Origin of the sequence: Vibrio sp. ED004, assembly GCF_023206395.1 — a bacterium.
Taxonomy (GTDB): Bacteria; Pseudomonadota; Gammaproteobacteria; order Enterobacterales; family Vibrionaceae; genus Vibrio.
This window is the reverse complement of the sequence record NZ_CP066150.1, coordinates 558,799-581,277: the sequence shown is the minus strand read 5'-3', so window position 1 is coordinate 581,277 and position 22,479 is coordinate 558,799. Positions and strand designations below refer to the sequence as shown.

Genomic DNA, 22,479 nt, shown 5'->3' with positions numbered 1-22,479 from the left:
AACTACTTGTAAATCATTCCAAATTTGAAAAAATAAATTACGCAGATGTACTGGAACTTTTTGCTACGGATAAGTGACCAATACTCAAAATAAAAATCAAATGGATACCCAGAGAGTCCAAAATGCACAAAACAAATTTCGAAGTCCTTCAAAACTATTTAGAGTCTCAAATCATTGGTCAGCAAGAGCTCGTTAAACAGCTGATGATCGCCCTGTTGGCGGATGGTCATATCCTTGTTGAAGGACCTCCCGGTTTAGCAAAAACTCGCGCCGTAAAGTCACTGGCTGATTGCGTTGAGGGGGATTTCCACCGCATTCAATTTACGCCGGATCTACTGCCTGCAGACTTAACGGGTACCGATATTTTCCGACCAGAGACTGGAGAGTTTACCTTCCAATCTGGCCCGATTTTTAACTCACTAATTCTAGCGGATGAGATCAACCGTGCTCCGGCGAAAGTACAAGCCGCGATGTTAGAAGCGATGGCTGAAAAACAAGTCACTGCAGGTCGAAAAACCTATGCTCTGCCGGAACTGTTTTTAGTCATGGCAACACAAAACCCAATTGAGCAAGAAGGCACATACCCACTGCCAGAAGCCCAGCTAGACCGTTTCTTACTGCATCTAGAAGTTGAATACCCAGATATGGAGAGTGAACTTGAGATCCTGCGACTCAACCGTGGTGAAGCTCAAGGCAACGAATCGGTTCAGCCACAAGAGATATCTCAGCAAACGATCTTTGAAGCGCGCCAAGAAGTGCTCAATATTCACATGGCAGATACAATTGAGCAGTACATCATCAGATTGGTAATGGCGACTCGCCAACCTAAACAGTACAGCGACCAACTGGATCAATGGCTAGATATGGGTGTTAGCCCGCGTGCAACGATTGCCCTAGACCGCTGCGCTCGTGCGCACGCTTGGCTTGCTGGCCGAGATTATGTTACTCCACAAGACGTTCAAGCGATGGCATTCCCTGTACTGCGTCACCGCCTACTTCGTAGCTACCACGCACAAGCTGAAGGTGTCACTGCAAACCAAGTGATCGCACACCTTATTTCACTGGTTGGTAGCGCATAGGGATACGCGCATGAATAATCAACTACCAAACCACAGTGACGGCGTGATGCTGAATCTGGATGAGCTGCTGCAATACAAGGCGCAGTCTGTTCGATGGTTGCCTCCGGCAAAAAGCCTCTGGTCACAGCTTAATGGCCAACATGAGAGCAACCGCAAAGGACGCGGAATGAATTTCTCAGAAGTTCGTCAGTACCAAGCGGGCGATGACATTCGCAGCATTGATTGGCGCGTGACTGCTAGGACGGGCAAGGCGCATACCAAACTGTTCTCTGAAGAAAGAGAACAGCCTGTCATTTTGTTCTTGGACCTATCAAGCAGCATGATTTTCGGCTCAACCTTATTGCTAAAATCGGTTCAACTTGCCCACTTTGCTAGCCAACTGTGCTGGTTAACCGTAGCTCAAAAAGACCGAATTGGTGCTGTGATTGATACGGGCAAAGAGATCATTGAGATTAAACCCAGTGCAAGTAACCATGCTCCGCTGCGTATTTTACAAAAAGTCATAGAAATCAATAATGCAGCACTGATTGAACACGAAAATCATAGTGACACAACCTTAGAGCATGGACTGAAATCTCTGCACCAGCTTTGCCCTAAAGGAAGCGATATTATTATGCTCAGTGATTTTGTGCGTTACCAAGAAAGTGATTACTCACTTATCAGTCAAATTCGCAGACACAACCGAGTACGTCTAGTGCATTTTTACGACCCGCTAGAGCAAGGTCAAACGACCTATAAAGGCTCGAAACAAGTCACTGATGGCAGTAAAACACAGTGGTTCAACTTCTCCTCAAATAAAGAAAAGGAAAAGCTCAACCACGCCTTCTCGGCCAAGCAGCAACAGCTACAACAGATGGGATTATCTCTCGCGATACCCTATAGCTCGCTGTCGAGTGCGCAGCCATTGATGAGCCAGATATCAGGAGCTCAGTCATGAATCAGCCCTTAGATTTAAGCCCTGTTATTGCGCCAGACGCACCAACATGGTGGCCTTTAGCATGGGGTTGGTGGGCCGTAATTATCACAGCCATTATCCTGATTGCCTTGGTGTTTTTTATTCTAAAACGCAGAATAAACAATCAACAGGCGAAGCAAGAAGCGCTGTCTTACTTCAACAATAATCAGCCTTCAAAGCGCTTATCACCTAGCGAAGCACAACACATCCTTCGTCAAGCAGCATTGAGCTACTTCCCACGTGAGAAAGTAGCAGGTCTAGCGGGTGATGATTGGTTGAAATTCTTAGACGCACAACTAAAAAAGCCGTTGTTTGTAGAAAAACAATCTCAGTGGCAACAGTCGCTCTATCAAGATCCAACTTCAATGAATGACGATCAGCGCAAGGTTCAGCAGAAATTGGTTGATGACTGCGAAACATGGCTTCGTAAAGCCCTTCCTCCAAAGCGAGGTAACCATGACTGATCTTTTAAACACGAGCTTACTAAATATTGAATTCGTTTGGTGGTGGATGTTTTTCCTCGCACCACTGCCGTTTCTCATTTACTTATTCTCGCCTAAAGCAGAATCAAGCAGCGCCCTCAAGCTTCCATTTCTGCCAGAGGACAGTAATACCAAAACGCCAAGCACTCGCTTGCCAAAGGCGTTGTCCGTAATTATCTGGCTTTTATTGGTGACAGCACTCGCACGCCCCGTTTGGTATGGCGAACCGGTGGAGTTTCAACCGAAGCACCGTGACTTGATGTTGGTTGTCGACCTCTCTTATTCGATGAGCCAAGAGGACATGCAGTTCAATGGCGAATACATCGACCGCTTATCGGCAGTCAAACATGTGTTGAGTGACTTTATTGAGCGCCGAAAAGGCGACCGAGTTGGGTTGGTACTCTTTGCCGATCATGCGTATTTACAAACACCGCTGACATTAGACAGAGACACATTGTCACAACAACTCAATCAAGCAGTACTGAGACTAATCGGTAATCAAACTGCGATTGGCGATGGCATTGGCCTTGCGACCAAGACCTTTGTTGATAGCGATGCGCCTCAACGTGTGATGGTGCTACTCAGTGACGGCAGTAATACCGCTGGGGTATTAGATCCATTAGAGGCTGCAGACATTGCCAAGAAATACAACGCGACCATATACACCGTCGGTGTTGGCGCAGACGAAATGATGGTTAAAGAGTTCTTCATGACTCGCAAAGTAAACACGGCTCAAGATTTGGATGAACGCACGCTAATGGAAATTGCGAAACGCACAGGCGGTCAATACTTCCGAGCGCGTGACAGTAAAGAGCTGGCGACCATTTACGACACCATCAACCAGTTAGAACCCGTAACAAATGCCACTAAGGTTTGGCGACCACAACAAGAGTGGTTCGTATGGCCTTTGTCTACTGCTATGTTCTTCGCATTTATGCTGTTAGCCATTAGGAGAAACAATGTCTAACTTTACTTTTATCTACCCATATTGGTTGTTGGCACTTGCTGCCCTGCCCGCTATTTGGTGGCTTAGCAAGAAGCAATCTAAGCAAGGGTTATTGGCGTCTCATATCGCTCGATACTTGGCGCCAGAATCAAGTAAGCCATCGAAAGACCGCAGCACTTACTTTGGTATTTGGTGGTTAGTCGGTGTTATTGCACTAGCCGGACCAAGCTTTCAAAACAATGAACAGCCGAGCTTTGAAAAAACGCAGGCGCGAGTTGTGATGATGGACATGTCGATGTCTCTATACGCTACCGACATAAAACCAAATCGCCTGACTCAAGCGCGATACAAAGCACTTGACCTGCTTTCGTTGTGGAAAGAAGGCTTAACAGGGATGGTCGCGTACGCTGGCGATGCTTACACCATTAGTCCGCTTACGTCAGACATCAACACCATCAAGAGCCAAGTGCCGAATCTCTCCCCGGATATCATGCCTTACCAAGGCAGTAACGCTCCCGCTGCGGTTAAGCTTGCGATTGAGATGATGACTCGCGCGAAGATCTATCAAGGTGACTTGGTATTGATTGCTGATGATATCGATGACCAAGAGAAGAAAGAGATCGACTCGCTTCTATCTGGGAGCAATTGGACGCTATCTATTTTAGCGGTAGGCACTGAAAGTGGCGCACCCATCTCTTTGCCAACAGGCTCAATGCTGCAAACCGACTCAGGGCAAACCGTGGTCGCGAGAACCCACTTAGAGAACATGCGAGACCTTACTCGCAGTTATGGTGGCACGTTCACTGAGGTTCAATTTGATAACTCAGATGTTGAACACATTGCGAGTTATCTTGACCGTGTTGCCACAACCTCTGAAGTGACCAAGACCAATAACTCACTCAACACCAGAGTCAACAATGGCTTTTGGTTACTGCCGTTCCTATTACTCCCTGCACTTGGGCTGTTCAGGAAAGGGGTTATTTGGTGCGGGTTAGCTGTGGTTTTGTCGTTCAGCCAACCGAATACTGCGTTTGCGAATCCGTGGAAAACCGACGACCAGGTGGGTTATCAGCTTTATCAAGATGAAGACTTCCAACAAGCTGCAGAGCAGTTCCAACAACAGGAGTGGAAAGGCATCTCACAATACAAAGCGAGAGACTTCGAAGCTGCAGAGCAGACACTGCAAGGTTTGACTGGCGAAGATGCTCGCTACAACCTTGCGAATGCACAAGCGCAACAAGGCAAGTACGATCAAGCAATAGAAGAATATCAACGCATTTTAGAAAACAACCCTGAGCATGCCTATGCCAAGAAGAATCTAGAGATCGTCAAACAAGCCCAACAGCAACAGCAACAGCAACAGCAACAGCAACAGCAACAGCAACAGCAACAGCAAGGTGATTCTGAATCCAAAGATCAAAAAGACCAAGACCAGCAGAGTCAGCAAGGTCAGCAAGGTCAGCAAGGTCAGCAAGGTCAGCAAGGTCAGCAAGGTCAGCAAGGTCAGCAAAATGATTCTTCTCAAGACTCGTCGGATCAACAGCAAAGATCTGCAAGCGGTGAAAAATCACAGAACCCAACAGACGACCAAGCTGAAAGCGCAAACCAAGGGCAAGCCAAAAACCAACCGGATGCAAATGCAGGTGAACAAGAAGGCGAGCAAACAGCTCAGTCTAAACAACCAAGCAAAGCCGAGCAGTCAGAGGAACGAGATCAAGATGAATCAACACCTCAAAGTGCGAGTGCACAGCAAGCTTCAAGCGAAAAAGGTGAAGAAGATGCTCAACAAGCTGTAGCACAAACCTCAGGGCAACCGCTATCAAGTGACCCAGATATGCGAAAACTTGAGCAAGTAGAAAGCGCCCGTGACCCAAGCCAGCTGCTTAAAGCGCAAATGATTTTACAAGCACGACAAAAAAGTGCCCCTAACAACCAAAACAAAAAGTGGTAACCATGCGATTTCTTAACAAGCCATTTTTATCCATATTCCTAACGCTGCTGTTGGGCGCTTTCTCGTCCTTTTCTGCATTGGCGGCGACTGCCGTAGCGAGCGTTTCACAAAACAATGTCACCAAAGATCAAGTATTCCTACTTAGAGTCGCGACCGATGAAAAAGTCTCTTCTGATGCTTTAGATTTAACGGCGCTCCAACAGGATTTCTATGTCGGCACACCAAGCTTTGGCACGTCGATGCGAATCGTCAATGGTAGCCGTTCGGTGTCAAGTGAATGGAACATCAGCCTTGCACCTCTTCGTTTGGGCAAGGTTCAGATTCCTAGCTTCGATATTGAAGGCGCGAAAACTAAGCCAATCACCATCAATGTTGCCGTTAATGAAGCTGCACCCACTCAACATGATATGGCTGAGTTCCAGCTTAATCTGAGTAAAGACTCGCTATATCCACAAGAAGTCGCTGAACTTGATGTAAAACTCATCATTAAAGCTGACCCAAGAAGGCTGCAAGATCCTAAAATAGCGCCACCGAGCTCACAGGGCTTAGACGTGGAACCTATTGGTGAATCAAAGCAATTTCAAGATGTCCTTAATGGACAAGAAGTGACGGTCGTTCAACAGTCTTTCCGCATCTCGTCACAAAAGGCCGGACAGTTTAAGCTGAACGGACCGAAGCTGACTGGAGCTGTTGTCTATTCGACCAACAACTCAAGCACAACACGATTGTTTCAACTCGACACTCCCGTTGAAACCCTAGATGTAACCGTCAAAGAGGTGCCAAAAGGCTACCAAGGTGAGTGGTTACCAACATCGAACTTCAAGTTGATTCAAAAATGGTCTGATAGCCAAGGTAACGAGCTAACCAGTAACAATGGTTTAGAAAGCGACAAGCAAACCATTGAAATGGAAGCGGGTGATTCGTTAACTCGTACCATTACTATGACGGCTAGCAACCTAACCCAGCACCAACTGCCGAAGCTGAATATCACCTACCCTAAATCGGTTCGTGTATATGAAGAAAAGCCGCAATTTGGCACAACGCAGTCAGGCGATGCTGTGGTGGTTTACAAGCAGGTATTGATCCCGAAAGAAGCTGGAAATATCTCGCTTCCGAAGGTCTCTCAAGCTTGGTTCAACACCGATTCACAATCGAAGCAAACCAGTAAAGCATTTGGACTAGAGTTAGCGGTAAAAGCAAGTGACCGTGCGACGTCTAGCACACCACCAGTTACAGCACCACCAGCCCAACAAGTAAACCCGACGGTTGTGACTGTTGATAACCCAGGATTCTGGCCTTATCTCACCGCTCTGTTTGCTGTTTTATGGTTGGTTAGCTCAGCAATGGCTTTCTACTTCTGGTCACGCCGTGGTGTAACGACAAAACCAACACACACTGTTGAACGTCAATCAGATACAACAGAAGCGCTTATTGAAGCTCTTAAAACGAAAGATGGCGTGAAGACCAGAACCTTGTTTGAGCAATGGAAAGCTGAAAACCCAGACTTGAGTGATGAGACGTTAGAAGCCGTTGAAGCTGAGCTAGGCAAGCTAAACCAAAGCCTTTATGGTGAAACTGGCTCGACAAACCCGTCATGGGATCCTTCTGAGGCAATCAAAGCAGTTAAGAAGCCAAAGCGAGTCTCTAGCAAAACGCGAAAAAGCTCACTAGAAACACTTTAGTTAATAGAAAAGTCTAATTTGGTAGAAGAAAAGAAGCCGTGATGACCACCTTGTGAGCATCACGGCTTTGTTCGTTTTTACGATAAAAAGAAATCATACCGAACTAGGAAATTGAAACTGCGACCTTTTTTCGCTTTAAGGCTGAGACAATTCTATTTCGCCCCGAGTCTTTGGCTTGATATAGGGCTTTATCTGCCTTGCCATAAAGCAGGTCAAAATCGAACTGGTGTTGGTCAGAAGTTATCGAAGCATACCCAACCGATGCAGTTAAATATGGGCTAGTGCTACTTTCGCAGTGAAGGATCTTCGCCTCTTCTATGCACTTTCTAATAGACTCGGCACGCTGCTTCGTTTCAGAGTGATTAGTGCCGATCATCAACAACATAAACTCTTCTCCCCCAATACGACAGAAGGTTTCCTTATCACTATAAACATGTGCATTAAGTATCTTGCCGATGGTTCGCAGAGCCGCGTCACCTTCAGTATGCCCATAGACGCTGTTGTACAAACCAAAATGGTCTAAATCGACTAGGATCAACCCAAATGTAATTTCATGTTGTGTGGCAAAAGCACCTTGATCGTCGCAGTTCAAATCTTCTAAGACTTGCGACAACATACGACGATTTCCAAGTCGTGTCAGAGGGTCTAGTTTAGAAATGATATCCAATTGCTCATTGGCCAACTCTAGCTCTTGAGTGCGCTTACTGACTTCCTGCTCCAGAGTTTCATTGAGCTTTTTCAACTCTTCTTGAGCCATGGTTCTTTGCAGCACCTCAGCAAGGCTTGAAGCAAAGATACGAATTACTTCACGAAGCTGTGAGGTTAAAGGACTGCGAGTTAACAGGTTATCGGCTGCGATAAACGCAATCGGCTCACCCGTGTTTGTAGTGAGCATGGTCATTGCAGTCCAACCGACGCCAACAATATTAAAATCGTGATAAATAGGGACTGATTCTTCAAACGCCACTTGGTTAGGGCAAGCACGCGCTGCGGCTACAATGTCTCGCTCCACCAGCTCTGAGCGATAATAAGACTCATCGACAATATCGCCTTTAATGTCTGTGCCCCACGTACCTTGCATGTAGCTACAGTTTTTATCAGTGAGGAACACCGCTAATCGATCAATGCCTAAGTGCTGAATAGCAAAACTGACCGCGGACTTACAAACTTCACTGACGCTGTCACAGCGAGACAGCTCCACCATGCTCGAATGCAACATGCGTATGTTCTGCTCTTGACGCTTACGGATGTAGATCTGAGAAAGCAGAGAGCCAAAAGACTCAAGCATCTGCTTTTGATAATTGGTAATGGGAGAACGATGGATGTAGTTATCCATGGCGATCCAACCGACAGGTTTGTCCCCTTCACGCAAGATAAGCATACCGTTCCAGCCTTGCCCAACGACCTTCCCTTCTGTGTATAGGGGCGCGTTCTCGATAATGACGAGATTGGTATGGTTATCGGACAGTGCTTCAATGTATTCGGCTTCAAGTTGATGCAAGTCGTATTGAGTATGATGCTCGCTGTTTGTTTTACCCGCTTCATCAGTGCCATAGGTGCCGCTGAAGCAACGCTTTTTCATATCGAGCAACATGAAGATCGCACGATCAAAACCTAAACGGTCACGGACAGCTTCAACCGAAGCCTTGTACAAGGCATCTAATGATTCAGGGTTAGAAAGCTCTAACGCGACTTGATGAACCAGTTTCATGTTCTCAACAAACAGCTCTCGTAACTTTATCTCATCAAGGTACTGTGCTTCGCGTGTGTCTCGGTGCTTTATCTCAAGGGCCGCATTTTTTTCGGCACGAATACATTGCCAACGGGCAGCCGCGAGCTGTAAGACATCAAGATCTTGGTCGAAGGTTTGATTTACCTTCTCAGCATTGCAATTTTGAACAATTAAATAAGTTCTACAGGCAGGCGCGTTGTCGAGCATCATGATGAACGACTCCCCACCCAGCACTTTCATGTGTTCCCAATTACAGGTATTGATTGCCATAGGTAACACGCCGTCTGCGGTATCAAACTGTGAAACCCAAGGCCAAAATGTAGAGGGGTAATTCTCAAGAGAGGTTAATTCGCCATGACAAAACAAGGGTAACGAATCGCTTTCCGGAATTGGCTCAGCAAATATCCCAACCCCTTTAGGAACAAGCATCTTAGCTAAGTAGTCGAAAAGAGACTCTGCCAACAAACGGTGATCGCGCGTAGCAGATATTTGTTTTGCAAAGGCTTTTACAGGCACAGCTTCCGTCCATTGGCTATTGAGAATACAGCAAAAATACAGAAGCCTTGATATGCAATCAATGTATCTAAAAATGAGATGTTAAGCGGGTCGCAATTTCACTTTTTACATTATCACAAGCATGAGAAGGACTACAAAAATGGGATTTCCTGCCCAAAATTTCATCGACATTGGGACTTTTTTAAAGGCATAAAAAAGGTTCATCGCGGCTTTCCGGGGAAAGCCGCTTTTATCTTCAAGGAGAAGTAGTCTGTATCTCGATATCCATACCCCATTCGCTTGATTAACTTTATTTTGTTGTTTATCCCTTCCAATGTGCAGGTGTTGAGCGGATAAGTTGCCGATGCAATAATACCGTGAAGATAAGGCCTCAGTTTTCGTGCAAACTCTTTCAATGGCTTAATTCCACTCTCTTGCACTTGTGCCCACCATACCTCCCAGAGCCCCTTAGCATGTGCTTCTGATTTACAGTACCAAAGCTCTTTGAGTTGTGAGCCGAGTATATAAGTGGCCATCAAGTCCTTATTGATATTCAATATTTCAGTAAGATAGCTATCTTGTCGTGCATTTAAATTACCTCTGTTTTTCAGCAGTACCCAGCGTGAGCGCTTCACCCATTGCCTCGCTTTTTTATCCTGCTTGAGTTTGTTAGCTTGGTCGACTCTGACTCTATCCATCACCTCACGACCGAACTTAGCAACAACATGGAATAAGTCGTAAACGATTTTTGCATTCGGGCAGTGCGCTTGAACTTCAAGGTCAAAAGCCGTATTCATGTCCATTGCGACCGCTTCGATATTGTTACCATGCTTGCCTAACTGCTCGAAAAACGGTCGTATGTCCTTGCGGCTACGACCTAACCCTATCCAAATGACTTGGTGAGTCTTAGCATCAGCGATGACTGTGGCATATCGGTGCCCTTTAAAGATGGCGAACCTGTCCATGACGAGTTGCCTTAGCCCTTCCCATTTCACTGACGGTACCACTTGGCGAAGTCGACGTTTATCTATCTCTTTAATGGTGTGCCAATGAACGCTCGTTAACTGGGAGATATGCTTAATGGGAAGAAGAGGCAGTAGTTGTTCTATATAGCTTTTTAGACGCGTCGTTATACGAGCATAAGGCTCTAACCAAGATAGAAACTCTGTTTTTATGCCGCAGTCACGACACTTGATCCTTCGAGTTTGAACGGAAAGCTCAACAGGAACATTGAACAACATGGCCTCTTTCACATGACGCCATTGATACTCATGGATAGCCTCAGCTTCAAGACCGCAAAGGCATTTAGCCTCAGAATTAGGTTTAAGAGTTAGTGTAACAAGTGATGCTGTCTGGTGAGACTTTACTATTTTAAAGCCTTCCCAGAATGAAGATAGGAAAGTATGATTCGGCATGAAAACGGTAGTTTGTGTATGATTTTTGTTTGGCGACTAAACCATATCACTTACTACCGTTTTTTTGTTTTTAGTTCCCGCTAATCCGCGATGAACCATAAAAAAGCCCCACCTAAAGTGGGGCAAAACTTCCATCGCTTATAGTTATAGTGATAATTCTGTCGATCTATTCGATTATCTAACCTGCGTATCAGTTAGCGTGCTGGTTTTGCTAAAGGGCCAAACACAGCACTTGAATAATCAATTAACCAAAGTCACCGTTTACGTAACCTTTAGTACGATCATCTTTTGGCTCACTGAAGATAACACTCGTTTCGTTGTGCTCTACAAGCTCTCCCATTAGGAAGAAAGCAGTACGGTCTGAAATACGACGCGCTTGCTGCATTGAGTGCGTTACGATAACGATAGTGAAGTCTTTCTTCAGGTCTTCCATCAGTTCTTCAATCTTGTGTGTCGCGATTGGGTCTAGAGCCGATGTTGGTTCATCCATTAGGATTACATCCGGTTCCATTGCAATGGTACGAGCGATACATAGACGCTGTTGCTGACCACCAGACAAACCAAATGCGTGTGCTTTAAGACGGTCTTTTACTTCGTCCCAAAGTGCCGCACTGCGCAGTGAGCTTTCTACTACTTCATCAATGTGCTTCTTGTCTTTGATACCTTGAGCACGTAAGCCGTAAGCCACGTTCTCGTAGATGCTCATTGGGAATGGGTTTGGCTTTTGGAATACCATGCCTACACGGATACGTAGGTCAGCCACATCAATATTGCCGTAGATGTTTGTGCCATCCATATCCAGCTTACCTTTGATAGTAACGCCTTCAATTAGGTCATTCATGCGGTTCAAGCAACGTAGTAGCGTTGACTTACCACAACCAGATGGGCCAATCAGTGCTGTAACCTGACGAGTTGGAATTGGCAGGTTGATAGATTTAAGCGCTTGGTTGTCGCCATAAAACAGATCTAGGTTCTCAATATCAAATTTGTTCATTTTCGTAATCTCTAAATTCTTAAATTCGTGTCTAGCTTGATGCTTTCTTTATCACGGAGGCTCTCTTTGTTGTTGAGCCAGCTAATGTGCTTAGTAAGTTGCCGTGTTGAAGCGTCTTGCAATCAGTTTTGTAACCATGTTGATCAAGAGAACCAATACGATTAGGACAGTCGCCGTGCCGTAGGCTTGGTTCCACTCATCGATAGTAAATAGCTCTGTTGTCAGCTTATATAGGTGAACCGTTAGTGTACGGCCAGAATCGAATACCGATTCAGGAACACGTGCCACCATACCTGCTGTTAAAAATACAGGTGCTGATTCGCCAATTACACGACCAATACTAAGAATGACCGAAGTTAAGATACCTGGCATTGCGCTTGGTAAGATCAAACGCCAGATAGTGTAGATTTTTGAAGCGCCAAGGCCGTATGAGCCTTCACGGTAAGTTTGTGGTACTGCCATCAATGCTTCTTCTGTAGTACGGATGATTACAGGAAGAATCAAGATACTTAGCGTTAATGCACCCGACAGAATCGAGAAGCCAAGGCCAAGAATCGAAACAAAGAAAGTCATACCGAACAGACCAAAGATAATCGATGGGATACCAGCGAGCGACTCAGTACAGAATCGAATCACTTTCACCAATCGGCTACCTACTTTCGCATATTCTGTTAGGTAGATTGCCGTCATGATGCCCAGTGGCGCTGCGACTGCAATCGATGCAATGACCATGTAGATCGTGGCGATGATCATTGGGAAAATACCACGCTCTTCACCAGTACGAGTGTAATCGTCAGTGATGAAGTTCCAATCTACGTATTGCAGACCGTTCGATAGGATGTACCAAATAATCCAGAATAAGAAACCAACGGTTACAGCTGCTGCAGCCCAGATAAAACCTTTCAGGATGTTATCTTTGGTTTGACGTGCTTGTTTTAGTTTTACGAGATCCATATTACTTATCCTCGCCTACTTCGATTTTTCACGGTTAAGATAAAGTAGAGCACCATTTAACATCATGATGAACACTAGAAGTACAACACCTGTTGCGTACAGTGCGTTAGCGTGAACGCCACTTGCGTAAGACATTTCAATAGCAATGTTTGCTGTTAGCGTACGAGCCGAGTCCAAAATACCTTCTGGCATTGCTGGAGCGTTACCCATAACCATAATGATTGCCATCGTTTCGCCAAGTGCGCGACCGATACCCAAAATCACACCAGTCATAATGCCTGAACGTGCAGCAGGAACGAGTAGCTTAAAAATTGTGTAGATTTTCGAAGCGCCCAGTGCAAGTGAACCTTCTTTGTATGTACGAGGTACAGCACGAATCGAAGTTTCAGAAACCGTGATAACGGTAGGAAGAATCATGATACCCAGAACAATGATACCTGCCAGGATAGTATTACCGGCTGGTACTTGGAAAATGTTCTGAATCATTGGAACGATAATTACCAGACCGAAGAAGCCGTAAACTACCGACGGGATACCAGCTAGAAGCTCAACTGCTGGTCGAATAATATCTGCCAGACGCTTTGGAGCAATCTCAGCAATAAAAATAGCGGTTAATACACCAACCGGCACACCAACAACTACAGCTCCAAGTGTCGAAACGATCGAGGCAACGATCATGGTTGCAACACCGAATAGAGCTGGAGGTAACCAGTCAACACCCAGAACGATGCCAGAAACACCCGCCTCTTGGAATGCAGGGATACTCTCTGCAACGATAAAGTAAGCGATAACGGCTAGTGATACGATGCCGATTACAGCACTCGATAAGAACAAGCCGTGGAAGATTCTTTCTCTCCAGTCGATGCGCTTCTTAGCACGTAGACTTGGCTTGTTGATTTGAGTCGCTTCAGTATTCATAAGCTTTTCACTATTTGCGATGGTCATATATAAAATCTCAAACTTTGTGGCTCAACAAGAGCTCGAAATAGACAAAGTTGAAAGAAAAGGCTCAGCCTAAGTTAGGCTGAGCAATAATTAAGTGTTGGTCAGTTAAGATTAGTTAACTGTGATGTAGCCTTTTTTGTCAGCGATAGCTTGAGCTTCATCTGCAACCATCCAATCTAGGAATTGTTGAGTTTCAGCTGTTGGAGCGCCTGCTTTGTAAAGAACTAGGAAAGGACGAGCAACTTTGTAAGAACCGTTCTTAACGTTGTCTACAGTCGCAGCAGCGCCGTCGATAGTTAGAGCTTGAACAGATTCGTCAACTGTACCTAGAGAGATAAAGCCGATAGCGTATGGGTTGCTTGCTACAGAAACTTTAAGTGCGCCGTTACCGTTTGCAACTTGTGCACGTTGAGAGATAGCCGATACTTTCTTATCGCCAATTGTCTTCTTAAGCTTCATGATGTCTTCGAATGCACCACGTGTACCAGATGCAGTATCACGAGTGATTGCTACGATTGGCTTGTCAGCACCGCCAACATCTTTCCAGTTAGTGATGTCGCCTTTGTAGATTGAAGTGATTTGCTCAGCAGTTAGAGCAGATACTTCGTTGTTCGGGTTAACAACAACTGCGATACCGTCACGAGCGATAACTAGCTCTTTCAGGTCAGCTGTTTTCTCTTCTTCTTTTAGGTCACGAGAAGAGATACCAAGGTCAGCACTTCCATTTTTTGCTGCTTTGATGCCTGCAGAAGAACCTGGTGCTTGAATTTCGATGAACACTGGTTCGCCTTTATTCATGTAGGTTTCTGCAAAAACTTCAACCAGTGGAGAAGCACTGTTAGAGCCAACTACAGAGATAGTTTCTTTAGCTGAAGCTGTATTCACTGTTAGAGCGCCTAGTAGTGCGATTGCACCGATAACTGTCTTTTTCATCACAAATTTCCTTTAGTGGCGTTATTGCCGTAATGTTGTGTTTTGCTTGAACGGTGCCCACTTTAGAATCTGAATGTGACAGTTGTGTTTCACTAAATTGAAGCCTATATGACAACTGCAATTTATTTTCTTGGTTTTCCCTTACTAAATAGCATTGAGCTAATAGAACGAGTGAATTCATAGGCGAAAAATATTAATTGCAACGTCTTCAGACCAAAACGCTTAATATCTCACCACCCCTTGTCATTACTGACTACCAGCCTCTTATCTGAATTAAATACCCCACTTAAACCAAGGGTAAAGCCTTGATTGCACAATAAATACTCAATATTTATCAAATACCTATCGCATATATCAAAATCGAATCTATTACTGATTGAATTGTCATTCTCAGAAGTTAGAATCACCTGCTAATTACAATAATAACAATTGCTTCTGCTCATTTACTTATTCAAAGAGGGACAATACATGCGCCAACTTCTCAGTGGCTTATCGATAAAAATACAAATTCTCATTCCAGTACTCTTTTCTGTCGTATTACTTTTGACGGGTGTCATCATCGGTGGTGACAAACTGGAAAACGCTTTTAAAGACGTATCAACAGCAACCGATCAACTCATCCTACATAAAGAAGAACTCAGCGAAATCGTCGACAACAGCTATGGCATGCGCATCAAAGCGATCTACAGCCTATTCAATGCTGATGATGTGAAGACACTGGTTGCAACGCTCAATGAAAAGCGTGACCAGAATACTCGTTTACTGAATTCATTAGACACAGTGCCAGGCATGCAAGATGAAGTAGCCGCAATGAGCAAAGCGATGAATCACTATGTCGACTTTTCTCGAACCACTATGCTGCCTCTATTAAAAGCAAAGCATGGCGATACTGCGCTATCGTCTGATTTTGAGGCTCGCTACCAAGTTGCCATCGATCAATACCGTCACGCGGGTAATGACATGGTGCAAGCAATCAACACACTTTCTAAGAAGCTCAACCTGCTTGCCATTCAAGAAGTCGACATCAATGGCCAACAACATACCAGCACACTGGGTACGGCGACCATTGCCCTGTTAGTGATTCTTTCTATCGCATTAGTCATTAGCTGGACGCTAGCAGGTATCATTGTTAAGCCGCTGAGCAATATTCAAGAAACCATGCGTGAAGTAGCCAAAGGTAACCTACTGGTTAAAGCGGAAGAGTATGGTGATAACGAGATTTCACGCCTTGCCCAAGACGTAAACAAATCCGTTGAGCAACTGCGTGACACGGTAAGTTCATTGTCTCGAATCAGTATCGAAGTCGCTTCTGCATCTACAGAACTGGCGGCAGTAATGACACAATCAAGCGCTAACTCAGACCAAGAGAAGCAAGAAGTGGAACAAGTCGCTTCTGCCGTAAACCAGTTAGAAAGCACAGCTGCAAACGTGAACGAGAACGCAGTACAAGCTGATTCGGCGTCTAAGCAAGCTGACGAAATGGCGACACACAGCATGAGCCTGTTTAATGAGAGCAACCAAGCTAACGAGCAAATGGCGGTTCAACTGAGCGAAGCAGCGAACGTTGTCGGCACGCTAAAAGAACAATCAGAGCAAATTGGTAAAGTTATTGAGGTGATTCAAAGCATCTCAGAACAGACCAACCTGCTTGCGCTTAATGCAGCAATTGAAGCAGCGCGTGCCGGTGAAAGTGGCCGTGGTTTCGCGGTTGTTGCCGATGAAGTTCGAATGCTAGCAGCACGCACTCAAGATTCAACCAAAGAGATCCAAACCATTATTGAAGGTTTGCAGGTTCAATCTGGCAACGCTAACGAGAGCATGAGCAGCTCACTAGCAATGCTAGAGCACAACCAAACACTGGCAGCGGAAGTAAGCGCGGCCCTTTCCGGCATTGCTAACTCAGTAACAGACATGACGGAGATTAACACTCAGGTAGCCTCAGCGGCAGAAGAGCAAAGCCAAGTAACGTCAGACATCAACCGTAATATCTCAAACATCTACAGCTTGGTAAGCCAGAACGTAACCGGTATCACTCAAGCTGCAGCAGCAAGCCACGAGCTATCTAACCTAGCTGAGCAACAAAAGCAGCAGTTGGACTATTTTAAGGTTTAGGTGTCAGCTTCAAAGTTTAAGGTTTAAGCTTCAAGATCTAAGTTAAGACCTATATACCAGAACCTAAAAGGCCGTGGAAAACCACGGCCTTTTTATTGGTTCATCGCGGATTAGCGGGAACTAAAAACAAAAAAACGGTAGTAAGTGATATGGTTTAGTCGCCAAACAAAAATCATACACAAACTACCGTTTTCATGCCGAATCATACTTTCCTATCTTCATTCTGGGAAGGCTTTAAAATAGTAAAGTCTCACCAGACAGCATCACTTGTTACACTAACTCTTAAACCTAATTCTGAGGCTAAATGCCTTTGCGGTCTTGAAGCTGAGGCTATCCATGAGTATCAATGGCGTCATGTGAAAGAGGCCATGTTGTTCAATGTTCCTGTTGAGCTTTCCGTTCAAACTCGAAGGATCAAGTGTCGTGACTGCGGCATAAAAACAGAGTTTCTATCTTGGTTAGAGCCTTATGCTCGTATAACGACGCGTCTAAAAAGCTATATAGAACAACTACTGCCTCTTCTTCCCATTAAGCATATCTCCCAGTTAACGAGCGTTCATTGGCACACCATTAAAGAGATAGATAAACGTCGACTTCGCCAAGTGGTACCGTCAGTGAAATGGGAAGGGCTAAGGCAACTCGTCATGGACGAGGTTCGCCATCTTTAAAGGGCACCGATATGCCACAGTCATCGCTGATGCTAAGACTCACCAAGTCATTTGGATAGGGTTAGGTCGTAGCCGCAAGGACATACGACCGTTTTTCGAGCAGTTAGGCAAGCATGGTAACAATATCGAAGCGGTCGCAATGGACATGAATACGGCTTTTGACCTTGAAGTTCAAGCGCACTGCCCGAATGCAAAAATCGTTTACGACTTATTCCATGTTGTTGCTAAGTTCGGTCGTGAGGTGATGGATAGAGTCAGAGTCGACCAAGCTAACAAACTCAAGCAGGATAAAAAAGCGAGGCAATGGGTGAAGCGCTCACGCTGGGTACTGCTGAAAAACAGAGGTAATTTAAATGCACGACAAGATAGCTATCTTACTGAAATATTGAATATCAATAAGGACTTGATGGCCACTTATATACTCGGCTCACAACTCAAAGAGCTTTGGTACTGTAAATCAGAAGCACATGCTAAGGGGCTCTGGGAGGTATGGTGGGCACAAGTGCAAGAGAGTGGAATTAAGCCATTGAAAGAGTTTGCACGAAAACTGAGGCCTTATCTTCACGGTATTATTGCATCGGCAACTTATCCGCTCAACACCTGCACATTGGAAGGGATAAACAACAAAATAAAGTTAATCAAGCGAATGGGGTATGGATATCGAGATACAGACTACTTCTTCTTGAAGATAAAAGCGGCTTTCCCCGGAAAGCCGCGATGAACCTTTTTATTTACGTCTTAAGAACTAAATCACTCTGCAACTAATAAAACACTAAACTTGTATTGCGCAGCGTTGTACTGGTAAACCTCACCATTAATCGAATCAAACGTCATCACGCTTTGACCATCACTCGCAGGAGTTGAACTCCATATATAAACGGCTAAGTTTCCAGCTTCAACGTTAAACGTATCACCAAACACCTTGTGACTCATTGCTGGAGAGTGACAAGCCACTTCTTTTAATGACACTAATTCTTTGATGTTTGGCATGCGCCACTCTTTTTCACCACCGAACTGATGTAACGCATGACTGCCACTCTGATCATTGATTGATTCGACCATAGCAAGCGCACTCTGCCAATGATAGGTTTCAGCCGGCCCACTACAAGCTAACGTCTTTGTATCCCAACTTTTCCCCAGTTGGCAACGCATCCAAGTTAACCCTGTCAGTTCATCGCTAAACGTCCCATTATCATTCGCAACATAACGCGTGCTCGGCGCCGATTTTTCCATATCTAAGCTGCACTCTTGTGCCATTGCACCCGCAGAAAATAGGCCAATTAAAGTGATAGTGAGTAAATTTTTCATATCTATTTACCTTGTAGTGAAACTAAACGAACTGGGAATTGGTACGAATCATAATTATCTGAAGAATCAACATCACCTGAATAGATCTCTATAGAACCAACAACCCTTCTATCTGATCCCTGATTTCCAATCTCGTTATAATAGAAGCCACCCGTGACAGCGCTATTTGTGTATTGACTATAAGTAATGGATTGAGTCCACACCGAACCAGTGTAAGTTGTGTAGTCAATACCAAGAGTTTGATGCGGGAAGTACTTGTAAGTTAAACCATAAACTTCACCATCTGAGTTGATCTCCGTTTCACCGAAGTCGAGCAAGTTGTAGAACTCATGGAACGTTGGTAAACGCCAATCTGACTTACCGCATAAGTTCATTGCGTTGATATGCTCAACGTAATCTTGAGTGGTACATATCGCATCACCTTTCGTTTTACACGTCGCTAGATCAACATCCTGATCGTAAGGCGTTACTAATCCAGGTAACTCTAGCGCTAAGATCCGATCTTTATATTGAACAGAGTTTTCATCATCCGTTTTTGACTCCCAAATCAAGCCACTGCGTTGATCGAGGACACAAGACCACTGTGCAGCATCATCAGCAAGCACCTGACCACTTGAATCTAACTTTGCAAACTGGAAACCATTGCCCGTATTGCTATTCAGCTCTGTTTTATCAAAGCCGTATTCTACATCTTGACCTGGGAATGAACTCTGTGGCTCAGCGACATTTTGTGTATCATCGATATCTGAGAAATAGCGTAGAACACCAGTATCATTCAATGCTGTGGCAGCTTTCAATTCACCTTCTAAGAAATTAGCAAAAGCGGTAACTTCATCATTTGTGAGCACGCCATTTACATAATCAGCCGCACTCTTATCAAATTTCGCACTCAACTGAGCCAGCATGAATGCACGATTCGAGTGCTTAAACGCCTTGATTGTTGATACGATATTTTGCTCCAAACTCGCGAGCTCAGACGCAGATAAATCGTCTTGTATGTCACCAGAAATAGAGATACCACTTTTCGCAAGCTGTGCTTTTAATTTGCTGTTGGCCTCAGCAACCGTCAGCCCATCTGCAACATAACCCGCCAGCAATGAACTAATACCATTAATCTCATTTCCCGTATTTTTTTGAAGACCGGGAGCTGCAATATAAGCGTAAGAAGATGCAGAACCGCTCGTGTTATTGGCTGCAATCCCCGTATCCACTTGAGCTAATAAAGGAACCGATAAAATCGACTTCTTAGTACTGGTAATACTAAATTCGCCATTCGCGTTAGCCGTCGAACTTGGCTCTCCACTATCACACATGTAGTTTTGATTGATGTCTGCACAGACCTTACTTTGTAAATCTACATTCTGTGCTGTCACAGTACCTGAAACTGTGTAGGTTGGTGCTACCGTTGCAGAGGTATCGGAACCGCCCGAACCACCACAGCCAGCTAGGGCCAAAGAGATGGCCAAAATAGTCAATTGAGGTTTCATAGAGTTATCTTCTTGTTTTGTTTTTAAAGAGCCCTGCCATTTGAGGCAAGTAACGTGTAGCAAATGACCTGCCTAACGCGAGCAAGGACATAAATAGAATCAAGATAGGTGAAGTTGAGCCACCAGAAGAGCTATTGGTAGCTATTGGTTCTTGAGGTGAAGTCGTCGTTTCTCCACATTCGTATTTCGAAATAGTACCGAGACCCCAACGCTTTAAGCTCCCAGTTTCACCATTTACATAATCGGCAATTTCTAAACGCCAAGCCCCATTAATAGGCTCACCTTTAAACGAATCAAGAACCGAGTCATGCTTGAGTGTGAAGTAGCCCTCAAAGCCAGAAAAGCGTGTCGACTTATGGTTAAGTAAATCAACTCGAGTTCCCTTTGGTGAAATCAGAGTTACCACTAAGTCGCTTAAACGAGGATGCTCGATTTCTAAATACATACCGAAATTTTCGTCTGCGATCTGATCCGTTCCACTTAGTGTGAAATTGAATGTTTTAAAGCCAACGATCGGCTGATTAGTCGAGCTAAATCGGCTATCGGGAAGATAGCTATCCAACTCTTTGATATCGGATTCGAGTACAGGCAAGCCATATACAAAGGGCAAATCATGCTGCCACTTTTGTGATTTGAGGGTGTCGCTGTATCGATAATCGACATTCGTATTCATGGTGACAGAAGAACCACACACCTCGCCTGTAGGAAGTGTCGCTTCGATCGTTAGTTGGTTAACCGGAGGAGTAACAAACGACTTCACCAGTTCTGAAATATTGATTTCGCCATCGACTTGAGCCTGTCTTAACGTCGGGTACAACTCAATGGTCAGCGGCTTCTTTGGATCAACATAATGATCAGGGACCTCTACTTTAAATGGTTCGATGATCAGTCCATGCATATCAAACTTTTGCTTCAATATTTCAGCATAATCTCGATTAGGATAGAGCTGTTGAGCCACAAACAGCGTGCTCTCAGCTAGATCATGCATTTTCATCCCTCGACCGAGCCCGTACATAGACTCAAGTATGATTGAATCGAACTCTTTAAAAGCGAGCTCACCATACTGTTCAACCGCGGCTTTCAGAGCTTGGAACAACGGCGTTGACCAAAGCTCATCACCTAGCTCACCCGCAACACTTTCATGGGGGCGATATTCCGCTTGTCTAAAGTACCGTGCTCTTTGGTTCCAAAGGCTGCGAGTGGTATTTCTTACGCCAAAGTAGCCATCCCAATTAAAGACGGTATCAATCTCGAACTCTTGTCCACGAGTTTGTGCATTTTCATATTGAGTACGAAAGCTAAAGCTACCCGCCCAGTAATCACCAAAACCTTCACCGATTGCACCGGTATGACCATAAGCCCAATCTTTTACTATGTGATAATGAATCCCATGCCCAAGCTCATGTAGAATCACATCGCCGTCTAATGCATCTGGAGAACCACCACCGACACCAAACAGAGTTGCTTTAGGGCCGTAGTAGTAAGTCGAGTTATCTGCAGATAGTCCTCTACCGTCGAACTCAAGAGGTGCATCAAACACATCAAAGCCCAAGCTACTGATATAACGCAAAGACTGATCAAGGTGAGCAAAAACCATCAACTGTGGGAATCGCGTGTCTTGCCAATCTACATTTTGTAAATCAGCCAGGTCAGTAAACTTAGTGACACCTTCAGCTGCAAGGAAATTTGAAGCATCACGGTTCGTTACAGCACCCGAGTCAGGGTCAATCGAGTATAAGGCAGCTGCATCAACCTGAGAGACACGATCATTGGTAAGGTAGATTCCATCACTATGGTTCAACACCTCCACATCCGTTTGGACATAGCTCGGAGAGTTCGGATACTGGCTCACATCCGTTAATAGCGTTTCTGGTGGCGCAGACCTATCCATAGTTCTCAAATCTGGACTGAACACGTTCACATGAGTCGAAACAACTTGCCCACTGCTTAAGCTCGGCGGACGTTCTGCTTCTAATAAACGAGGCGCTTCTAACTCAGCAGCCGTTGTCGGATTTCCGTTGAGTAACACGGTATTTTCTAAGCTTCTGAAAACACGTAACACCTGTTGGTCAGTATTCGTGGAAAGAACCATAGACTTCTGTTGTTGATAATCACCTTCGATCAATACATCGAAATTGTAGTGGTTCCCCAATTTAGACTGTGTTTCATAGCGAAACCTTAGCGTACCAACCTCAGGATAAGCATTTTCCAAATAAGCCTTAGCTTCTTGTTGCGTTGTCACAACGGTGCTGCCAATTGGGTAATCCCACTCAGCGGCACTGCTTATTGCAGAAGCTAGGCACAAAGCGAGATAAAGAGAACTCTTCTTCATATGTCCTCC

16 protein-coding genes and 1 pseudogene are annotated in these 22,479 nt (G+C 44.9%); 8 read left to right on the top strand and 9 right to left on the bottom strand.

Annotated elements, in window-relative coordinates:
- Positions 1-122 precede the first annotated feature (122 nt).
- The 6 genes from ITG10_RS20115 to ITG10_RS20090 are packed head-to-tail and all read left to right on the top strand — an operon-like array spanning position 123 to position 7,095.
- Positions 123-1,079 (top strand): MoxR family ATPase, encoded by a 957-nt coding sequence (locus ITG10_RS20115; RefSeq protein WP_017633181.1) that lies wholly within the window; start codon positions 123-125, stop codon positions 1,077-1,079.
- A 10-nt stretch (positions 1,080-1,089) separates the two neighbouring features.
- Positions 1,090-2,016, top strand: coding sequence for a DUF58 domain-containing protein (locus ITG10_RS20110; protein ID WP_248387107.1), 927 nt, complete (start codon positions 1,090-1,092; stop codon positions 2,014-2,016).
- Positions 2,013-2,498: a DUF4381 domain-containing protein gene (locus tag ITG10_RS20105; RefSeq protein WP_017633180.1), complete on the top strand. Its 486-nt coding sequence runs from the start codon at positions 2,013-2,015 to the stop codon at positions 2,496-2,498. Before ITG10_RS20110 ends, ITG10_RS20105 begins: the two co-directional genes overlap by 4 nt.
- A complete protein-coding gene (locus ITG10_RS20100) occupies positions 2,491-3,483 on the top strand; it encodes a VWA domain-containing protein (protein WP_017633179.1) in 993 nt (330 codons plus the stop codon). The genes ITG10_RS20105 and ITG10_RS20100 overlap by 8 nt, the downstream gene beginning before the upstream one ends.
- Entirely contained in the window at positions 3,476-5,413 is a 1,938-nt protein-coding gene (locus ITG10_RS20095) for a VWA domain-containing protein (protein ID WP_248387106.1), read from the top strand. Before ITG10_RS20100 ends, ITG10_RS20095 begins: the two co-directional genes overlap by 8 nt.
- Positions 5,414-5,415: 2 nt before the next feature.
- Positions 5,416-7,095, top strand: coding sequence for a BatD family protein (locus ITG10_RS20090; RefSeq protein WP_017633178.1), 1,680 nt, complete (start codon positions 5,416-5,418; stop codon positions 7,093-7,095).
- 103 nt (positions 7,096-7,198) lie between these two features.
- Here the strand turns inward: ITG10_RS20090 and ITG10_RS20085 are convergent, their stop codons facing one another.
- From ITG10_RS20085 to ITG10_RS20060, 6 genes are all read right to left on the bottom strand, one after another.
- Entirely contained in the window at positions 7,199-9,343 is a 2,145-nt protein-coding gene (locus ITG10_RS20085) for a GGDEF domain-containing protein (protein WP_017633177.1), read from the bottom strand.
- A gap of 200 nt (positions 9,344-9,543) precedes the next feature.
- Positions 9,544-10,737, bottom strand: coding sequence for an ISL3 family transposase (locus ITG10_RS20080; protein ID WP_248387105.1), 1,194 nt, complete (start codon positions 10,735-10,737; stop codon positions 9,544-9,546).
- A gap of 244 nt (positions 10,738-10,981) precedes the next feature.
- Positions 10,982-11,731 (bottom strand): phosphate ABC transporter ATP-binding protein PstB, encoded by a 750-nt coding sequence (gene pstB / locus ITG10_RS20075; protein WP_004732036.1) that lies wholly within the window; start codon positions 11,729-11,731, stop codon positions 10,982-10,984.
- A 90-nt stretch (positions 11,732-11,821) separates the two neighbouring features.
- A complete protein-coding gene (gene pstA, locus ITG10_RS20070; RefSeq protein WP_017632259.1) occupies positions 11,822-12,685 on the bottom strand; it encodes a phosphate ABC transporter permease PstA in 864 nt (287 codons plus the stop codon).
- A 15-nt stretch (positions 12,686-12,700) separates the two neighbouring features.
- Complete coding sequence (gene pstC, locus ITG10_RS20065; RefSeq protein ID WP_017632260.1) at positions 12,701-13,630, bottom strand: phosphate ABC transporter permease subunit PstC; 930 nt, start codon at positions 13,628-13,630, stop codon at positions 12,701-12,703.
- 111 nt (positions 13,631-13,741) lie between these two features.
- A complete protein-coding gene (locus ITG10_RS20060) occupies positions 13,742-14,563 on the bottom strand; it encodes a phosphate ABC transporter substrate-binding protein (protein WP_248387104.1) in 822 nt (273 codons plus the stop codon).
- Between the two features lie 468 nt (positions 14,564-15,031).
- On the opposite strand from ITG10_RS20060, the gene ITG10_RS20055 reads away from it, so the two are divergent.
- Positions 15,032-16,675 carry a methyl-accepting chemotaxis protein gene (locus ITG10_RS20055; RefSeq protein WP_017632261.1) on the top strand — a complete coding sequence of 548 codons (1,644 nt, stop codon included), beginning with the start codon at positions 15,032-15,034 and terminating at the stop codon, positions 16,673-16,675.
- A 194-nt stretch (positions 16,676-16,869) separates the two neighbouring features.
- Positions 16,870-18,064, top strand: a pseudogene (locus ITG10_RS20050) (ISL3 family transposase).
- Between the two features lie 29 nt (positions 18,065-18,093).
- Here ITG10_RS20050 and ITG10_RS20045 read toward each other — a convergent pair.
- From ITG10_RS20045 to ITG10_RS20035, 3 genes are read right to left on the bottom strand one after another with little or no spacing between them, the layout of a single operon-like run.
- Complete coding sequence (locus tag ITG10_RS20045; protein ID WP_017632957.1) at positions 18,094-18,651, bottom strand: DUF1566 domain-containing protein; 558 nt, start codon at positions 18,649-18,651, stop codon at positions 18,094-18,096.
- Positions 18,652-18,653: 2 nt separating this feature from the next.
- Complete coding sequence (locus ITG10_RS20040; protein WP_017632958.1) at positions 18,654-20,138, bottom strand: DUF1566 domain-containing protein; 1,485 nt, start codon at positions 20,136-20,138, stop codon at positions 18,654-18,656.
- Between the two features lie 4 nt (positions 20,139-20,142).
- A complete protein-coding gene (locus ITG10_RS20035) occupies positions 20,143-22,470 on the bottom strand; it encodes a proprotein convertase P-domain-containing protein (protein WP_017632959.1) in 2,328 nt (775 codons plus the stop codon).
- Between the last annotated feature and the right edge of the window lie 9 nt (positions 22,471-22,479).

Bases quoted from the DNA above. Each gene is read 5' to 3' on its own strand.
- ITG10_RS20040 (WP_017632958.1), bottom strand. From the start codon at position 20,138: ATGAAACCTCAATTGACTATTTTGGCCATCTCTTTGGCCCTAGCTGGC.
- ITG10_RS20090 (WP_017633178.1), top strand. From the start codon at position 5,416: ATGCGATTTCTTAACAAGCCATTTTTATCCATATTCCTAACGCTGCTG.
- ITG10_RS20105 (WP_017633180.1), top strand. From the start codon at position 2,013: ATGAATCAGCCCTTAGATTTAAGCCCTGTTATTGCGCCAGACGCACCA.
- ITG10_RS20080 (WP_248387105.1), bottom strand. From the start codon at position 10,737: ATGCCGAATCATACTTTCCTATCTTCATTCTGGGAAGGCTTTAAAATA.
- ITG10_RS20045 (WP_017632957.1), bottom strand. From the start codon at position 18,651: ATGAAAAATTTACTCACTATCACTTTAATTGGCCTATTTTCTGCGGGT.
- ITG10_RS20035 (WP_017632959.1), bottom strand. From the start codon at position 22,470: ATGAAGAAGAGTTCTCTTTATCTCGCTTTGTGCCTAGCTTCTGCAATA.
- ITG10_RS20100 (WP_017633179.1), top strand. From the start codon at position 2,491: ATGACTGATCTTTTAAACACGAGCTTACTAAATATTGAATTCGTTTGG.
- pstA (WP_017632259.1), bottom strand. From the start codon at position 12,685: ATGGATCTCGTAAAACTAAAACAAGCACGTCAAACCAAAGATAACATC.
- ITG10_RS20060 (WP_248387104.1), bottom strand. From the start codon at position 14,563: ATGAAAAAGACAGTTATCGGTGCAATCGCACTACTAGGCGCTCTAACA.
- ITG10_RS20115 (WP_017633181.1), top strand. From the start codon at position 123: ATGCACAAAACAAATTTCGAAGTCCTTCAAAACTATTTAGAGTCTCAA.
- ITG10_RS20055 (WP_017632261.1), top strand. From the start codon at position 15,032: ATGCGCCAACTTCTCAGTGGCTTATCGATAAAAATACAAATTCTCATT.
- pstB (WP_004732036.1), bottom strand. From the start codon at position 11,731: ATGAACAAATTTGATATTGAGAACCTAGATCTGTTTTATGGCGACAAC.
- pstC (WP_017632260.1), bottom strand. From the start codon at position 13,630: ATGACCATCGCAAATAGTGAAAAGCTTATGAATACTGAAGCGACTCAA.
- ITG10_RS20110 (WP_248387107.1), top strand. From the start codon at position 1,090: ATGAATAATCAACTACCAAACCACAGTGACGGCGTGATGCTGAATCTG.
- ITG10_RS20095 (WP_248387106.1), top strand. From the start codon at position 3,476: ATGTCTAACTTTACTTTTATCTACCCATATTGGTTGTTGGCACTTGCT.